This is a genomic window from Pseudomonas sp. W2Jun17, assembly GCF_023127795.1.
GTDB classification, from domain to species: Bacteria; Pseudomonadota; Gammaproteobacteria; order Pseudomonadales; family Pseudomonadaceae; genus Aquipseudomonas; species Aquipseudomonas synxantha_A.
Window position 1 is genome coordinate 111,063 of record NZ_SPKO01000040.1, and the last position, 15,694, is coordinate 126,756.

General features: G+C 57.8%; 20 protein-coding genes and 1 tRNA gene. 15 read left to right on the forward strand and 6 right to left on the reverse strand.

Translation table 11 applies throughout. From position 1 onward, the window contains the following. The first annotated feature begins 17 nt into the window (after positions 1–17). Positions 18–392 (forward strand): cytochrome c family protein, encoded by a 375-nt coding sequence (locus tag E4O98_RS26625; protein WP_078822265.1) that lies wholly within the window; start codon positions 18–20, stop codon positions 390–392. 146 nt (positions 393–538) lie between these two features. Here E4O98_RS26625 and E4O98_RS26630 read toward each other — a convergent pair whose 3' ends face one another. Beyond that, positions 539–823, reverse strand: a complete 285-nt coding sequence (locus E4O98_RS26630) for a barstar family protein (RefSeq protein WP_078822264.1) — start codon at positions 821–823, stop codon at positions 539–541. A gap of 227 nt (positions 824–1,050) precedes the next feature. Between E4O98_RS26630 and E4O98_RS26635 the strand changes: the two genes are divergently transcribed. Then, positions 1,051–1,563 (forward strand): type VI secretion system amidase effector protein Tae4, encoded by a 513-nt coding sequence (locus tag E4O98_RS26635; RefSeq protein WP_248136712.1) that lies wholly within the window; start codon positions 1,051–1,053, stop codon positions 1,561–1,563. Continuing rightward, on the forward strand, positions 1,560–1,793 hold the full coding sequence (locus E4O98_RS26640) for a hypothetical protein (RefSeq protein WP_032879588.1): 234 nt from the start codon (positions 1,560–1,562) through the stop codon (positions 1,791–1,793). Before E4O98_RS26635 ends, E4O98_RS26640 begins: the two co-directional genes overlap by 4 nt. 144 nt (positions 1,794–1,937) lie before the next feature. Here E4O98_RS26640 and E4O98_RS26645 read toward each other — a convergent pair whose 3' ends face one another. After that, the gene (locus E4O98_RS26645) at positions 1,938–2,309 is read right to left on the reverse strand and encodes a PH domain-containing protein (RefSeq protein ID WP_015885780.1); all 372 of its coding nucleotides are present in this window, start codon (positions 2,307–2,309) and stop codon (positions 1,938–1,940) included. Between the two features lie 156 nt (positions 2,310–2,465). Between E4O98_RS26645 and E4O98_RS26650 the strand changes: the two genes are divergently transcribed. Beyond that, entirely contained in the window at positions 2,466–3,101 is a 636-nt protein-coding gene (locus E4O98_RS26650; RefSeq protein ID WP_032879592.1) for a LysE family translocator, read from the forward strand. A gap of 8 nt (positions 3,102–3,109) precedes the next feature. Here the strand turns inward: E4O98_RS26650 and E4O98_RS26655 are convergent, their stop codons facing one another. Then, complete coding sequence (locus tag E4O98_RS26655; protein ID WP_005791214.1) at positions 3,110–3,802, reverse strand: NBR1-Ig-like domain-containing protein; 693 nt, start codon at positions 3,800–3,802, stop codon at positions 3,110–3,112. Positions 3,803–4,031: 229 nt separating this feature from the next. Here E4O98_RS26655 and E4O98_RS26660 point away from each other — a divergent pair, with 229 nt between their 5' ends. Next, complete coding sequence (locus E4O98_RS26660; RefSeq protein ID WP_032879594.1) at positions 4,032–4,838, forward strand: 2OG-Fe(II) oxygenase family protein; 807 nt, start codon at positions 4,032–4,034, stop codon at positions 4,836–4,838. A 26-nt stretch (positions 4,839–4,864) separates the two neighbouring features. After that, positions 4,865–5,503: a LysE family transporter gene (locus E4O98_RS26665; protein ID WP_248136713.1), complete on the forward strand. Its 639-nt coding sequence runs from the start codon at positions 4,865–4,867 to the stop codon at positions 5,501–5,503. Here E4O98_RS26665 and E4O98_RS26670 read toward each other — a convergent pair. Then, positions 5,474–5,803, reverse strand: coding sequence for a hypothetical protein (locus E4O98_RS26670; protein WP_032879596.1), 330 nt, complete (start codon positions 5,801–5,803; stop codon positions 5,474–5,476). The genes E4O98_RS26665 and E4O98_RS26670 overlap by 30 nt on opposite strands. Before the next feature lie 85 nt (positions 5,804–5,888). Beyond that, positions 5,889–5,973, reverse strand: a tRNA-Leu gene (locus E4O98_RS26675). A 108-nt stretch (positions 5,974–6,081) separates the two neighbouring features. Between E4O98_RS26675 and queA the strand changes: the two genes are divergently transcribed. The 6 genes from queA to E4O98_RS26705 all read left to right on the forward strand — a co-directional run bounded on the left by queA (position 6,082) and on the right by E4O98_RS26705 (position 12,159). Further along, positions 6,082–7,131: a tRNA preQ1(34) S-adenosylmethionine ribosyltransferase-isomerase QueA gene (gene queA / locus E4O98_RS26680; RefSeq protein ID WP_248136715.1), complete on the forward strand. Its 1,050-nt coding sequence runs from the start codon at positions 6,082–6,084 to the stop codon at positions 7,129–7,131. 5 nt (positions 7,132–7,136) lie between these two features. Further along, positions 7,137–8,252 carry a tRNA guanosine(34) transglycosylase Tgt gene (tgt, locus tag E4O98_RS26685; RefSeq protein ID WP_032803964.1) on the forward strand — a complete coding sequence of 372 codons (1,116 nt, stop codon included), beginning with the start codon at positions 7,137–7,139 and terminating at the stop codon, positions 8,250–8,252. Positions 8,253–8,295: 43 nt separating this feature from the next. Beyond that, positions 8,296–8,634, forward strand: a complete 339-nt coding sequence (gene yajC / locus E4O98_RS26690) for a preprotein translocase subunit YajC (RefSeq protein ID WP_003175975.1) — start codon at positions 8,296–8,298, stop codon at positions 8,632–8,634. A gap of 62 nt (positions 8,635–8,696) precedes the next feature. After that, complete coding sequence (secD, locus tag E4O98_RS26695) at positions 8,697–10,568, forward strand: protein translocase subunit SecD (RefSeq protein ID WP_032879599.1); 1,872 nt, start codon at positions 8,697–8,699, stop codon at positions 10,566–10,568. A 9-nt stretch (positions 10,569–10,577) separates the two neighbouring features. After that, positions 10,578–11,492 carry a protein translocase subunit SecF gene (gene secF / locus E4O98_RS26700; RefSeq protein ID WP_032879600.1) on the forward strand — a complete coding sequence of 305 codons (915 nt, stop codon included), beginning with the start codon at positions 10,578–10,580 and terminating at the stop codon, positions 11,490–11,492. 124 nt (positions 11,493–11,616) lie between these two features. Next, entirely contained in the window at positions 11,617–12,159 is a 543-nt protein-coding gene (locus tag E4O98_RS26705; protein ID WP_005791197.1) for a glycine zipper 2TM domain-containing protein, read from the forward strand. A gap of 205 nt (positions 12,160–12,364) precedes the next feature. Here the strand turns inward: E4O98_RS26705 and suhB are convergent, their stop codons facing one another. Next, the gene (gene suhB / locus E4O98_RS26710) at positions 12,365–13,180 is read right to left on the reverse strand and encodes an inositol-phosphate phosphatase (protein WP_005791195.1); all 816 of its coding nucleotides are present in this window, start codon (positions 13,178–13,180) and stop codon (positions 12,365–12,367) included. A gap of 145 nt (positions 13,181–13,325) precedes the next feature. Here suhB and trmJ point away from each other — a divergent pair, with 145 nt between their 5' ends. From trmJ to iscR, 3 genes are all read left to right on the forward strand, one after another. Continuing rightward, entirely contained in the window at positions 13,326–14,096 is a 771-nt protein-coding gene (trmJ, locus tag E4O98_RS26715; protein ID WP_032879601.1) for a tRNA (cytosine(32)/uridine(32)-2'-O)-methyltransferase TrmJ, read from the forward strand. Between the two features lie 2 nt (positions 14,097–14,098). Continuing rightward, positions 14,099–14,881: a serine O-acetyltransferase gene (gene cysE / locus E4O98_RS26720; RefSeq protein WP_032879602.1), complete on the forward strand. Its 783-nt coding sequence runs from the start codon at positions 14,099–14,101 to the stop codon at positions 14,879–14,881. 303 nt (positions 14,882–15,184) lie between these two features. Further along, positions 15,185–15,676, forward strand: a complete 492-nt coding sequence (gene iscR / locus E4O98_RS26725) for a Fe-S cluster assembly transcriptional regulator IscR (RefSeq protein WP_003194020.1) — start codon at positions 15,185–15,187, stop codon at positions 15,674–15,676. Positions 15,677–15,694: the final 18 nt, after the last annotated feature.

Sequence of the window (15,694 nt, forward strand, 5' to 3'; positions counted from 1 at the left end):
CCCATAGGGAGACCCTGATGAAGTACGTGTTATTGACTCTCGCCCTCACCGTTGTCGCTGCACCCGCGTTTGCAGCTGGCGACGCCGAAGCGGGCGGCAAACTCTTCACCAAGACCTGCGGCGGCTGCCACAGCATCGGTGAAGGTGCGCGCGGCGGTTTTGGGCCGCAGCTGAACGGCATTATCGGCCGACCTGCCGGTACGACCCCGGACTATCAGTATTCGGATGCGATGAAGAATTCGGGAGTGGTTTGGACGCGGGACAAACTAACGGCCTACATCGAAGACCCGAAATCGGTGGTAAGTGGGACGCGGATGATTTTCTGGGGGATCAGTGATCCGCAGAAGATTGAAAATATCCTGGCGTACTTAGATACATTCCAGCCCAAGTGAGCTGCCCAGGCTGACGGCTACCACCGGGCACAACGCGATCAGAAGGTGGCGGGGCTTGCCGTCATGCCAGTCAGTCAAGCGCAGGCTCCCACATTGAACTGGGTTCGGCTTAAGGTATCGCCGTCGGTTGTCATTAGGCTCAAGCATCAATAGCGAACCCGCGACGCAAGCTCCGGGTAATGGGTCGCAAGCTCAGCCAAGCACTGCCGCAGCATCTTGGCATCGTGGGGTAGGTGCTCTGAAAAAATATCCCAACCAGAAAACTCAAGCGTCTCCGGCATTTCTACCAAGCCGCTGATGGCGTCCCAAAAGGCATCCCAGTTTCGGCCATACCAGTTGGGGAAGTTGAGTGAAGTGCACAGTGTGGCGTGAAGCTCTTTGGGGTTTTGGATGCGGCTCAGGTCTATTTTGATGATGGATGATCGGGTCACTTGTGCACCATTTGCTGATTTACAGGCGCCTTGAATATAACCAGGACAAATGCACCCGTCCTCATGTTTCACAGCACGTGATTTTAGGCCTTTCATTAACATTATGAGCCTTGGCCTGCATCCAAAGCCTACACGCAAGTAGGACCGTTCTGATTTGCGCCTGACCTCAGTATTAGCGGCAAAGCGTTTGCTACGTTCGTGTGAAAAATACGCGATGGAAGCGCTTAATGCTGACGTTCAACTCCCTATGGAAAAACCATCCGGAAATCTTCGGAGACGCCGTCCCTTGTAGAACCAACGGCGCCAAAAATTTCAGTGACCAATGCGCCATTAACCTGGGCGTAGCACTGCGCAGGTCAGGCGCCGACCTGAGCAGGTTGAGAGGTGTGCGCTATTGTTGGCAGCATGCCAAGAGTGAGGGCCATGTGTTGGCAGCTGAGGAGATGGCCAAAGCTCTAAGTGACGCGAATATCCCCGGTTTGCAGCGCCCGAAGAAGATAAAACCTGAGGATTTCGAAGAGGTGTTGGCGGGGCAGCAAGGCATTATCTTTTTCAAAGACTTTTGGCGCCGAGGGAATGAGACGTCTGGCAATCGCAGTGGTGACCACATTGACCTTTGGAATGGGCGGCGGTTGACGAATTGGCTGAGTTATCCGCGTATTCAGTTGGGGCTTTCGATTGAGGGGACGTTCTCGGACTATCACGAGTCCAGGGAGATATGGTTTCGGAAAGTCATATGAAGGTGGTTAAGGGCGTGCTCTTTGTGATCGGGATGGTTGTGGTGGCGCTGACGGTGTTTAACGGATTGGTTGTGGCAGTGTCGGCTTATTTCGGGCCGTTTTATGAGGGGGATGCGCAACAGAATCGAAATTTTGGATTTTGGTTGGTGGGTAATGGGGTTGTGATGCTGGCTACGGTGTTGCTGGGAGTGGGTTGGTATCGCAGATATTTGCGCAGGCGTGGGGTGTGAGTTTTCAAGTGTTCGGCGGATCATGTATTCATGGGAGGGCGCAATCGGGAGCAAGCCCCCTCCCACATTATGATCTGGTACATCTGTTGAATCGTGTAGGCAAAAAAAGGCCTTGGTGCGCCAAGGTCTTTTTTTGCCCAAGGTTCAGGTCAGCAGATGCTTTGAAATCAGCCGCGAGATCTCCACAATCGAGGTTTTCCCAGTGAACTCGAACTTCACCTTCCCCAGCGACGAAAAGTAAATCTCCAGCTCCGAATCCAGATCAAACGTCCCTGACGTTTCCACCGAATACGCCACGATGTTTTTGTAAGGCAGCGAAGTGAAGTCCTTCTTGCTGCCGGTAATCCCCTGCACGTTCACTGCGATGATGCGCTTGGTGGTGAAGACCACGCCGTCGCGCATGGCCTTGTACGCGTCGACCACTTCTTCGCCGTCCAGCAGCAGGGCCGATACGCGTTCGGCGTATTCGTTGTTTTGTTTGAGCTTGAAGAAGCCTTTGTTGTTGAAGTCGATCATGTGCCTGTCCTGGTTGAAGGGTGCCGCTGGTGTATGGCGTTTTGCTCGCGGATCTGTATCTAACGGCTGAGCCTGCAAGGCTCTAGCATGGCGCGTAACACTACAGTGCTGGCGAAGGATTTTACGCCGGCAGCATAAAAATCCAGGAGCTAAACAATGCCCGATATATCCAGCTTGCTTGCCTACGGCCTGATTTCACTCGGCATGGTGCTCACGCCCGGGCCGAATATGATTTACCTGATTTCCCGCTCGATCTGCCAGGGGCGCACCGCAGGGCTGATCTCACTTGGCGGGGTGGCGCTGGGCTTTTTGATCTATATGGTGTGCGCGGCGCTGGGTATCACCGCGCTGGTGATGGCGGTGCCGCTTGCCTACGACGTGCTGCGGTTCGGCGGTGCGCTGTATCTGGTGTACCTGGCGTGGCAGGCGGTCAAGCCGGGCGGGCGTTCACCGTTTCAGGTGCGGGACTTGCCCAAGGACAGCCCGCGCAAGTTGTTCACCATGGGCGTGGTGACCAACCTGCTCAATCCCAAGGTGGCGGTGATGTATCTGTCGCTGCTGCCCCAGTTCATTGAACCGAACGGCCATGGCAGCGTGCTGTTGCAATCGTTGGTGTTGGGCTCTCTGCAGATTTTCATCAGCGTCAGCGTCAATGCGGTGATTGCTTGTATGGCCGGCTCCATCGCGGTGTTCTTCGTGACTCGGCCGGGGTGGCAGGTGGTGCAGCGCTGGGTGATGGGGTCAGTGTTGATGGGGTTGGCAGTACGGATGGCGGTGGAAGGGCGCAAATAAGGCTGCTTTCAGCGTGCCATGACGTTGACAATCACATGCAGGATGAATGCAGGTCCATAGCAGGGGCGCCCGTGTTCATCTTCGATACGCCATATCGAAGTGACCGTGCAGGTCTCTTTCGGCGCTCCAAACTCTACGGTGATATGCACCGGTTGGCCGGGCAGGGTTTCGGCAATCGGTACCTCGTTGTTAAGGCTGCGCAGGTGGCTGTCCATCACCACTTCCAGGGGCTCGCCTGTAGCCGTGCGACGGGCGATGACGTATTCACCGTCCACTCGAACCAATCGTCGACCGCGCCAGGGCCGGGTACCGACGTTCTGGATCTCCCAGGTTTTCTGAAACGTTTCGCCAGGCAGCACGACGGTTTGGTCGGGCGTGGTGACGTCGGCGTTAAACACCACAATGTCGCCAAGATCATGCAGGCCGATGGCTCGGTTGGTGGTTGCCATTGAATGGGTATCGACCGGTGCGCCTGCCAAATCGGCGAAGTAGCGGAACAGCAATAACGGGGACACCTGCAGCGCCTTGGCCAGTTTGATCAGGGTGCGTACCGAGGGATCCTGTGAAATGCCACCCGCTAATCCGTAAAGATAGGTACGCGAAATACCGGCTTCCTTGGCCAGGGTTGTCATGGATTTGCCCAGTTCCCGGCTGCGTCTTACGACCAGTGCTCGGAGTGTGTCGCGGGTTTTGATGCTCATATCCGTACGTTGATCCCCGTCCTTGAAAAATCATCATCTTGTTCGCCAAAAAGGACAACTTGCTCGCCGTTGCGTGTAGTGAGCCCTGCACACTCGCAACCTGCTAGCGCCGTTGTGAAGGACATGGATCGGTCCCTTTCTGTTTGGCTATATCCAGTGTCGCGGTTTCTCGCATGCTTGCGAACCTAGTGTGTGTTGCATTCCTTTACAACTATCTTTGGGTATAGCTATGTCTCGATTAAAAGCATGCTGCGAATCCATAGCCCGATCAGGCTTTGGCATTCTGCAAATTCCTGATGCGATGTTGCAGGACTACAAAAAGATCATCGATGGGTATTCGGCCATTCCCCAGGCCATCAAGGATGAATTTTCCTTTGCCCAGGACACGGATGGGTTTTTCCCTTTTGGCGCCGAGTACTCCCTTGTCGAGGATCACCCTGACCTGTGCGAGCGGTTTTGTTACTGGCCCGCGCACGCTTCAAAAAGAACCGCTTTCGAATTCACCCGAAGTACTTTCGTTGCCGCAGTCGGCAGTTTTGAACGACAGATGAGCGAGTTGGCCCAGGGGGTGATGGATGGCATTTGCGAGGAATTTGGCGTGGCACCCTTGGCCCCCTTTCGCGCGGCATCGTATATCCAGTTGTGTGTCTACGGTCCACAGGCCAAAGACCATTCTCGTAAATTTGCTCAGGATCCTCATGAAGACGGGCATATGCTTTCGTTTATCAAGCCTACCCGCGAAGGGCTGGTCTTGATGAAGGGACGATCGTTGGAACCTGTACGCCTTCTGGAGAACGAGGTCGCGGTGCTGGCCGGCTCCTTGCTGACAGAGCTCTCCGATCATGCCGTGCCTGCCGCCTACCATGCTGTACTTGCGCCCAGCAAACCGGTCGCCAGAAGCTCATTGATTTACTTTGCAAACCCCAATCCGGACCAGTTGCTGACGACCTTTTACCGCCAGAAACCCATTGACCTGGGCAGCACGGTGAATGCTCGTCATACCGGTTTCGGTAATCAGCCGATTCAACTGCGCTAAATAGTCCTGGAGGGCTCGAACAGTTCATGTTTCCTCACTTCAATGCCCTTTACATCGAAGGTTTGCTCTTGGGCATCGGACTGTTCGCCGCCCCAGGCCCGAAAGACACCCTGGTGATCCGCCAAGGTGTCGGTCGCGGGCCGATCTGGGGCGTTGTCGCCATTTGCGTATTGGCCGATATTTTCCTGATTGCTTTCGGGGTCACGGGTTTAGGGTCGTTATTGGGAAGTCGGCCTGAGGTGATGGCGCTATTGCTATTGTCCGGAGCGGCCTATCTGCTTTGGTTTGGTGGCCAGCGTCTGTTGGCTTGTATCCGGGATCAGTCCATGCCGGATGCTCAAGGCGGCAATTCGCAAAGAGGGCTGTTGCGCTCGGCGGTCATACTCGGCTTTGCCAACCCTAATGCATGGCTGGATACCGTGGTGCTGATTGGTTCTATCGGGGCCACGAAACCTGCGGGCCAACAGGCACTGTTCGCGACAGGCGCCATGACGGCATCACTCGTGTGGTTTGTGGTGTTGGCGCTGTGCTGTCAGCGGTTGACAGTATTGTTTCGCAAGCCAGCGGTCTGGCGTTGGCTGGATGCAGGGGTGGCGGTATTGATGGTGTACCTGGCCGTTATGCTGATCACCGATTCATTGCACATCTTTCAGATAGCCCTTTAGAACGGTCAGCGGGCATATCAACTCATCAAGGTGAGAGATGTTTTGCACAGGGGTGGATAGCTTTAGCAATTCACGCCCGAGCACGCTGTCCGCTCCACCCAATGCAATCAACGCCTGGGTGATGCACTCATCGAGCTTCAACTGGATCTCAGCCAGGTTTCCCTGGCGCACCAACAACCCAAACACTTCGCGTTCATAGCCATCCATTGCAGGATCATCGCGCAGCAGCGGGCTGCCGTCCTCGGTTTCATGCGCCAGCTTCAGGGCGAACAGTGCAACCGCTTCAAGCATCAATTCCATGGTCTCACTAACCCCCCACTGCCACGCCCGGCACTTTTTCACAGGCGAAAAAAAAGACCTTGAATTTCAAGGTCTTTCTTTAAGATGGTGCCCCGAGGGAGACTCGAACTCCCACTCCTTTCGAAAACGGATTTTGAATCCGCCGCGTCTACCAATTCCGCCATCAGGGCTCAATGGCGGCGAAGTATAGAGATGAGATTACCGTTGGTCAATCACGTTTCATGGTCTATTTTCACTATTTCCGCTAGACTTCCCGACCCTGCTAGACGAACCCCATCATGCGCGTTGCTGACTTTACTTTTGAGCTCCCTGATTCGCTGATCGCTCGCCACCCTTTGGCCGAGCGTCGCGCCAGTCGACTGCTGACCCTGGACGGGGTCAGCGGTGCCCTCGCACACCGTCAATTCACTGATTTGCTTGAGCATTTGCGCCCGGGCGATTTGATGGTTTTCAACAACACCCGGGTGATTCCGGCGCGGCTGTTCGGCCAGAAAGCTTCCGGCGGCAAGCTGGAAATTCTGGTGGAGCGGGTGCTGGACAGCCATCGTGTGCTGGCCCATGTGCGCTCCAGCAAGTCGCCCAAACCGGGTTCGAGCATCCTCATTGATGGCGGTGGCGAAGCCGAGATGGTTGCGCGCCACGATGCCTTGTTCGAGCTCAAGTTTGCCGAAGAAGTGCTGCCGTTGCTGGATCGCGTCGGCCATATGCCGTTGCCTCCTTATATAGACCGCCCCGACGAAGACGCGGACCGCGAGCGCTATCAGACGGTGTACTCACAGCGCCTCGGCGCTGTAGCGGCGCCGACTGCCGGGCTGCATTTCGACCAGCCGCTGCTGGATGCGATTGCCGCCAAGGGCGTCGAGACGGCCTATGTGACCCTGCACGTGGGGGCCGGTACGTTTCAGCCGGTGCGTGTGGAGAACATCGAAGACCACCACATGCACAGCGAATGGCTGGAGGTCAGCCAGGACGTCGTGGACGCGGTCAATGCGTGCAAGGCGCGCGGCGGGCGAGTGGTGGCCGTGGGCACCACCAGCGTACGATCACTTGAAAGTGCGGCGCGTGATGGTGTGCTCAAGCCGTTCAGTGGTGACACCGATATCTTTATTTTCCCGGGCCGGCCATTCCATGTGGTCGATTGCCTGGTCACCAATTTCCATTTGCCCGAATCCACGCTCTTGATGCTGGTGTCGGCATTTGCCGGTTACCCGCAAACCATGGCTGCTTACCAGACCGCCATTGCCAACGAGTACCGTTTTTTCAGCTACGGTGATGCGATGTTTATCACCCGTAACCCGGCGCCACGCGGCCCAGAGGAACAACTATGAGTCGTATGTCGTTTGAATTGTTGGCCACCGACGGTAAGGCCCGTCGCGGTCGCCTGACCTTCCCGCGCGGCACCGTGGAGACCCCGGCGTTCATGCCGGTCGGCACCTACGGCACCGTCAAGGGCATGTTGCCGCGCGACATTGTCGCTACCGGTGCCGAGATTATCCTCGGCAACACCTTCCACCTGTGGCTGCGCCCGGGCACGGAAGTGATCAAAAAGCACGGCGATCTGCATGACTTCATGAAATGGCAAGGCCCGATCCTCACCGACTCCGGTGGTTTCCAGGTATTCAGCCTGGGCGCCATGCGCAAGATCAAGGAAGAGGGCGTGACCTTCGCCTCGCCGGTGGACGGTGCCAAGGTGTTCATGGGGCCGGAAGAGTCGATGCAGGTCCAGCGCGACCTGGGTTCCGACATCGTGATGATTTTCGACGAGTGCACGCCTTACCCGGCTGACGAAGATGTAGCGCGCATCTCCATGGAGCTGTCCCTGCGTTGGGCCCAGCGCTCGAAGAACGCCCATGGTGACAACACCGCGGCGCTGTTCGGGATTGTCCAGGGCGGGATGCACGAAAGCCTGCGTAAACGCTCGCTGGAAGGCCTCGACAAGATCGGCTTCGACGGCCTGGCCATCGGCGGTTTGTCGGTGGGCGAGCCCAAGCACGAAATGATCAAGGTGCTCGACTACCTGCCGGGCCTGATGCCCGCTGACAAACCTCGTTACCTTATGGGCGTTGGCAAACCGGAAGATCTCGTAGAGGGTGTGCGCCGCGGTGTGGACATGTTCGATTGCGTGATGCCAACCCGTAATGCCCGCAATGGGCATCTGTTCATCGATACAGGCGTGCTCAAGATCCGTAACGCGTTCCATCGCCATGATGATTCGCCGCTGGATCCCACCTGTGACTGCTACACCTGCCAGAACTTCTCCCGTGCCTATCTGCATCATCTGGACAAGTGCGGGGAAATGCTGGGTAGCATGTTGAATACCATCCACAATTTGCGTCACTACCAAGTCCTGATGGCTGGTTTGCGCGAGGCTATTCAACAGGGTACATTGGCCGCCTTCGTCGATGCCTTCTATGCCAAGCGCGGGCTCCCTGTGCCGCCCTTGGACTGAGTTTTCCGACCCTAAGATTCACTATTTGCAACTGGAGTGCTAAATGAGCTTTTTTATCTCTAACGCCATGGCTGACGCCGCTGCGCCTGCTGCTGCCGGCCCTATGGGCGGTGGTTTCGAGTGGATTTTCCTGGTCGGCTTCCTGGTCATCTTCTACCTGATGATCTGGCGTCCACAGGCCAAGCGCGCCAAAGAGCAGAAAAACCTGCTGGGCAGCCTGCAAAAAGGCGACGAAGTCGTGACCACTGGCGGCATCGCCGGCAAGATCACCAAGGTTTCCGATGCTTTCGTGGTACTGGAAGTCTCCGACACCGTAGAAATGAAGTTCCAGAAGGGCGCCATCGCCGCCACGCTGCCTAAGGGCACGCTCAAAGCGATCTAAGTAACAACCTTTACCAATCGACGGGGCGCGCAAGGCGCCCCGCGTTATAAGCGGGCGGCGTGATGCTGAACAAATACCCTCTGTGGAAATACGTACTGATCCTGGCGGTGCTGGCGATCGGTTTTATTTATTCCGCTCCCAATCTCTATCCTGATGACCCGGCGATCCAGATCTCTGGCGCCAGCACTTCGCTGCAGGTCAATCAGGCTGATCTGGAACGCGCTAGCAAAGCGCTGACTGACGCGGGCATCCAGGTTAAAGCGGCAACCTTGGCAGCTGGTTCCAAAGGCGGCTTGTTGCGCCTGACCAAGCAAGAAGACCAATTGCCGGCCAAGGACGTTGTACGCAAGGTCATGGGTGACGACTACGTCGTTGCATTGAACCTGGCACAGACCACGCCTCAATGGCTGCGCAGCATTGGCGCGCACCCGATGAAGCTGGGCCTGGACTTGTCCGGTGGCGTGCACTTCCTGCTGGAAGTCGACATGGACAAGGCCCTCGACGCGCGTCTGAAAGTCTATGAAGGCGACGTGAAGAGCCTGCTGCGCAAAGAGAAACTGCGTTATCGCAGCTTGCCGCAGCTCAACGGTGCCATCCAGCTGGGTTTTGCTGACGAAGCTTCCCGCGAGCAGGCCCGTGCGCTGATCCGCAAGAATTTCAATGACTTCGACATCGTGCCGGCCGACTTGAATGGTCAGGCTGTGTTGCGCCTGGCGATGAGCCCGGCCAAGATCGCCGAGATCCGCGAGTACTCCATCAAGCAGAACTTGACCACGGTACGTAACCGCGTCAACGAGCTGGGTGTGGCCGAGCCGATCGTGCAGCGCCAGGGCGCCAACCGTATCGTGGTTGAGTTGCCGGGTGTACAGGACACTGCTGAAGCCAAGCGTATCCTTGGTAAAACCGCCAACCTGGAATTCCGCCTTGCAGCTGAGCCGGGTGCCACTCGTGCGACCTCCGAAGAGTTCGAGTTCCGCGAGGGCAATCGTCCTCCTGCGTTGATCGAGCGTGGCTTGATCATCACTGGTGACCAGGTGACCGATGCCAAGGCCGGTTTCGACTCGCAGCACGGTACGCCCGAAGTGAACATCCGCCTGGATGGCCACGGTGGCGAACTGATGAGCCGCGCCACGCGCAGCAACGTCGGTCGCAGCATGGCGGTGATCTTCATCGAGCAGCGCCCCGTTACCACCTATACCAAGCAGATGGTCAACGGCGTCGAGAAAGACGTGCCGGTGCAGACCTTCAAGGAAGAGAAAAAGATCATCAGCCTGGCGACCATCCAGTCGCCGCTGGGTGCGCAGTTCCGCATCACTGGCCTGAACGGCCAGGGTGAGTCCTCCGAGCTGGCGCTGCTGCTGCGTGCTGGTGGCCTGGCGGCGCCGATGTACTTCGCTGAAGAACGTACCATCGGCCCGAGCCTGGGTGCCGACAACATCACCAAGGGTGTGGATGCGGCGCTGTGGGGCATGTTGTTCGTGTCGCTGTTCATCATCGCCATCTACCGCTTCTTCGGCGTTATCGCCACCGTCGCACTGGCGGGCAACATGGTGATGCTGCTGGCGCTGATGTCGCTGCTGGGCGCGACGCTGACCTTGCCGGGTATCGCCGGTATCGTGCTGACCATGGGTATGGCGGTTGACGCCAACGTGCTGATCTTCTCGCGTATCCGTGAAGAGATCGCCGCCGGCATGACCGTGCAGCGTGCTATCAACGAAGGCTTCGGCCGGGCATTTACCGCGATTCTCGACTCCAACTTGACCACTTTGCTGGTCGGCGGGATTCTCTTTGCCATGGGCACCGGCCCCGTCAAAGGTTTTGCGGTGACCATGTCCCTGGGTATCTTTACCTCGATGTTCACGGCCATCATGGTGACCCGCGCAATGGTCAACCTGATCTTTGGCGGGCGTGACTTCAAGAAGTTGTGGATTTAAGGGGCTGCCATGTTACGTACAATCAACTTCATGGGCGTTCGCAACGTTGCGTTCGGCGTCACCGTGCTCCTTACCGTTCTGGCGTTGTTCAGCTGGTTCCATAAGGGCCTGAACTACGGGCTGGACTTCACCGGCGGTACGCTCATCGAGCTGACCTACGAGAAGCCGGCCGATGTCACCCTGGTGCGCAATGAGCTGGTCAAGGCCGGCTATCACGAGGCGGTGGTGCAGAGCTTCGGCGCCACTACTGACCTGCTGGTGCGTATGCCTGGCGAAGACCCGCAACTGGGTCACCAGGTAGCGGAGGCCTTGCAGAAGGTCGGCGGCGACAACCCGGCATCGGTCAAGCGCGTCGAGTTCGTCGGCCCGCAGGTCGGTGAAGAGCTGCGCGACCAGGGCGGCCTCGGCATGCTGATGGCGCTGGTCGGCATCATGATCTACCTGGCCTTCCGCTTTCAGTGGAAGTTCGGTGTCGGCGCCATTGTGTCGCTGATCCACGACGTGATCGTGACCGTGGGGATCCTGGCCTACTTCCAGATCACCTTCGACCTGACCGTATTGGCGGCTGTGCTGGCGATCATTGGTTACTCGCTCAACGACACCATCGTGGTATTCGACCGGGTTCGTGAGAACTTCCGGGTGCTGCGCAAGGCGACGTTGATCGAGAATATCAACATCTCCACCACCCAGACGCTGCTGCGGACCATGGCGACGTCGATCTCCACCTTGCTGGCGATCGCCGCGCTGATGATCTTCGGGGGCGACAACCTGTGGGGCTTCTCGCTGGCGCTGTTCATCGGTGTTCTGGCGGGTACCTACTCGTCGATCTACATTGCCAACGTGGTGCTGATCTGGCTCAACCTCAACAGCGAAGACTTGATCCCTCCTGCTGCTACTGGCAAGGAGGTCGACGACCGCCCTTGATGGGCGTTAGTTGATCGGCTGTTACAAGAAGGGCGCGAGTATTGAACTCGCGCCTTTTTTTTTGCTCCAAGGCTGGGTATAGCGCGGATCTTTCGATCCGTTTGTGATGGTCAGGAGGTTCAACGTGAACAAGTCGTTGCTGGTTGGTGCGGTATTGGGTGCTGTCGGTGTGACTGCCGGGGGTGCTGTTGCCACCTACAGCCTGGTAAAAAGCGGCCCTGAGTATGCGCAAGTACTGGCGGTACAGCCGGTTAAAACCCAGATCAAAACCCCGCGTGAGGTCTGCAAGGACGTCACTGTGACCCGGCAACGTCCGGTGCAGGATCAACATCAAATCGCCGGTACCGTGGTCGGCGCCCTTGCAGGTGGCCTGTTGGGCAACCAGATCGGTGGCGGTAATGGTAAGAAGCTGGCCACCGTGGCCGGTGCGGTTGGTGGCGGTTACGCCGGTAACAAGGTTCAGGAAGGCATGCAGAACCGTGATACCTACACCACCACGCAAACCCGCTGTAACACTGTTAACGACATCAGCGACAAGGTTGTCGGTTATGACGTGCGTTACAACCTGGATGGCAAGGAAGGGACTGTGCGTATGGAGCGTGATCCAGGCGGCCAGATTCCAGTCGACAAAGAAGGTCGTCTGATCCTGGGTCAGAACCAGCAGTAATCCCCAGGCCTGGCTTCGATCCAAATGTGGGAGCTGGCTTGCCTGCGATAGCGGTGGGTGAGCAACTAATCAGTTGGTTGGCAGCCCGTCATCGCAGGCAAGCCAGCTCCCACATTGGATTGTATTGAGCAGTTGGAATTGGTTTTTTGCTAAATCCCACGCATAAAAAAAGCACCCCTAGGGGTGCTTTTTTGTGCTCGCTCGCTTAACGCTTCAGCGAAGCCGGCAGGTGCGGCTGGATCGCCGTCAGTACGGCCTTGAAGCATTTGGTGTTGCCGGCAACCACGTGGCCTTTCTCCAGGAAGTCGTGACCGCCGGTGAAATCGCTCACCAGGCCGCCTGCTTCCTGGATCAGCAGAGCGCCTGCTGCCATGTCCCACTCGGACAGGCCCGATTCCCAGAATGCATCAAAACGACCGGCGGCGACATAGGCCAGGTCCAGGCTGGCTGCACCGGCGCGGCGGATACCGGCGGTCTGGCCAACCAGGGCGCGGAACATGCCCAGGTAGTTTTCCAGGTTGTCCATCTGGTCGTCACGGAACGGGAAGCCGGTGCCCAGCAGGGCGCCTTCCAGGCTGGTGCGACCGCTGACGCGCAAGCGACGACCATTGAGCTGGGCGCCACGGCCACGGCTGGCGGTGAACTCTTCCTGGCGCACCGGATCCAGCACAACAGCGTGTTCCAGGCGGCCACGGTATTTGCAGGCGATGCTCACGGCAAAGTGCGGGATGCCGCGCAGGAAGTTGGTGGTGCCATCCAGTGGGTCGATGATCCACAGGTAGTCTTCGCCTTCGCCGCTACCTTTGTGCAGGCCGGTTTCTTCGCCGAGGATGCCGTGGGTAGGGTAGGCCTTGCGCAGGGCGTCGATGATCTTCTGTTCGGCGGCGCGATCCACCTCGGATACATAATCCTTGGCGTCTTTTTCGTCGACCTTGATGGTATCCAGGCGCTCGATGGAGCGGAAGATCAATTCACTGGCGCTGCGGGCGGCGCGCAGCGCGATATTCAGCATGGGCTGCATGGATGTGTCACCTAAGGTTGTTAAAGAAAGCCGGGCATTCTAGCAGAAACTTTCCTCAGGTGAAGGACGACGTTAGCTTTCATGGCATAACCTTAGGCTGTTCTGTAAGATTTGCTCCCCTTTCCCGTGTCCGAGAGCGCCTCCCTTGCTGCAAAACATTCGTGTCGTCTTGGTCAATACCAGTCATCCCGGCAATATCGGCGGGGTGGCGCGAGCCATGAAAAACATGGGGCTGACGCGCCTGGTGCTGGTCGAACCGCGGGTGTTCCCGCACCACGAGGCCGATGCCCGTGCATCCGGCGCCAATGACCTGCTGGCAAACGCCCAGATCGTCGCCACCCTGGAAGAGGCTCTGGTCGGCTGCAACCTGGTGCTCGGCACCAGCGCTCGCGATCGGCGTATCCCCTGGCCGCTGCTGGATCCGCGTGAGTGCGGCACCAAAGTGGTGGAAGAGGCCATCGGCGGTGCCGAAATTGCCTTGGTATTTGGCCGTGAAGATTCCGGCCTCACCAACGAAGAGCTGCAGCGATGTCATTATCACGTGCATATCCCCTCAGACCCTGAGTTCAGCTCGCTGAACCTCGGGGCGGCGGTGCAAGTGTTGACGTACGAAGTGCGCATGGCCTGGCTAGCTGCTGCCGGCCAGCCGAGCAAAGTGGAAAAGGACGAAGTGGCGTCGACCAAAAGTGGTGAGCTGGCCACCATGGACGAGCTGGAGCGGTTCTATGAGCACCTGGAGCAAACCCTGGTGGCCATCGAATTCCTCGATCCTGAAAAGCCACGGCACTTGATGGCGCGCCTGCGTCGTTTGTACGGTCGCAGCTCGGTGAGCCGGGCGGAGATGAATATATTGCGTGGCATCCTCACGGAAACCCAGAAAGCGGCCCGTGGTGAGCTTCTTAAGCGGAAGGATTAAAAATGTTCGAGCGTTTGCGAGAAGATATCCAGAGTGTTTTCCATCGTGACCCGGCGGCGCGCAACGCCTTTGAAGTGCTGACCTGCTATCCGGGCCTGCACGCGATCTGGATTCACCGTCTGTCCGGCGCCTTGTGGGGCATGGGCTGGAAATGGCTGGCCCGGCTGGTGTCGAACTTCGGTCGCTGGTTGACCGGCATCGAGATTCATCCGGGCGCCAAGGTGGGCCGTCGCTTCTTTATCGACCATGGCATGGGTATTGTCATAGGCGAGACCGCCGAGATCGGTGATGACGTGACGCTTTACCAAGGTGTGACCCTGGGCGGTACTACATGGAATAAAGGCAAGCGTCACCCGACCCTGGAAAATGGTGTGGTGGTGGGGGCGGGCGCCAAGGTGCTGGGGCCCTTTACCGTGGGTGCCGGTGCCAAGGTAGGTTCCAACGCCGTGGTGACCAAGGCTGTACCTGCTGGCGCCACCGTGGTGGGTATTCCGGGTCGCATCATCGTCAAACCAGAGGTCGGCGACGAGCAGGAGGCCAAGCGCAAGGCCATGGCCGAGAAGATCGGTTTTGACGCCTATGGCGTCAGCGAAGACATGCCCGATCCGGTGGCTCGCGCCATTGGTCAGCTGCTTGATCATCTGCAAGCAGTGGACGGCAAGCTGGACGGTATGTGTGGTGCGCTGAAGGATCTGGGCAGCCCATACTGTGCGAAGGATCTGCCTGAGTTGCGCGAAGAGGACTTCGCCGAGATCAAGGACGAGGCCGCCACCAAGGCAAGCTGAAGTCCCAAGGCCGCCAGAGATCCCTGTGGGAGGGGGCTTGCTCCCGATAACGGTGGGTCAGCTAACTGATAAGTGACTGACATTCAGTCATCGGGAGCAAGCCCCCCCTCCCACATTTTGATCTCCATTGGTCTCGAGATCTCTGCCAGGCCCTGTTCCCGCTGGTCCATCCCACCCCATCCTGCTATGATTCGCGCGCCCTTTTTACGGGTATTCCTGACTAAAGTACTAGGTCTTATAGTTGACTTAAATACTCGGGAATCGCATACTTGCTCCCATTCTGAAACACCTTGGTACTTGTCCATGAGACTGACTACAAAAGGCCGATACGCGGTGACCGCCATGCTTGACCTGGCCCTGCACGCGCAAACTGGGCCGGTGTCCCTGGCCGATATCTCCGAGCGCCAAGGCATTTCCCTGTCCTATCTCGAGCAGCTGTTCGCCAAATTGCGCCGCAGCAATCTGGTTTCCAGCGTTCGTGGTCCAGGTGGTGGCTATCAATTGTCCCGCGACATGCAGGGCATTCAGGTGGCCCAGGTGATCGACGCGGTCAACGAATCCGTCGATGCCACCAAATGCCAGGGTTTGGGTGATTGCCACGCCGGCGACACCTGCCTGACACACCACTTGTGGTGTGACTTGAGCCTGCAGATCCATGAGTTTTTGAGTGGTATCAGCTTGGCTGATCTTGTGACTCGCCGTGAGGTGCAAGAAGTAGCCCAGCGTCAGGACCAGCGCCGTTGCAATACCAAGGCGCCGCGTCTGGACAAGATCGAAGCGTCCGCCGTCGAGTGACAGCCGAAGAGCTAACGG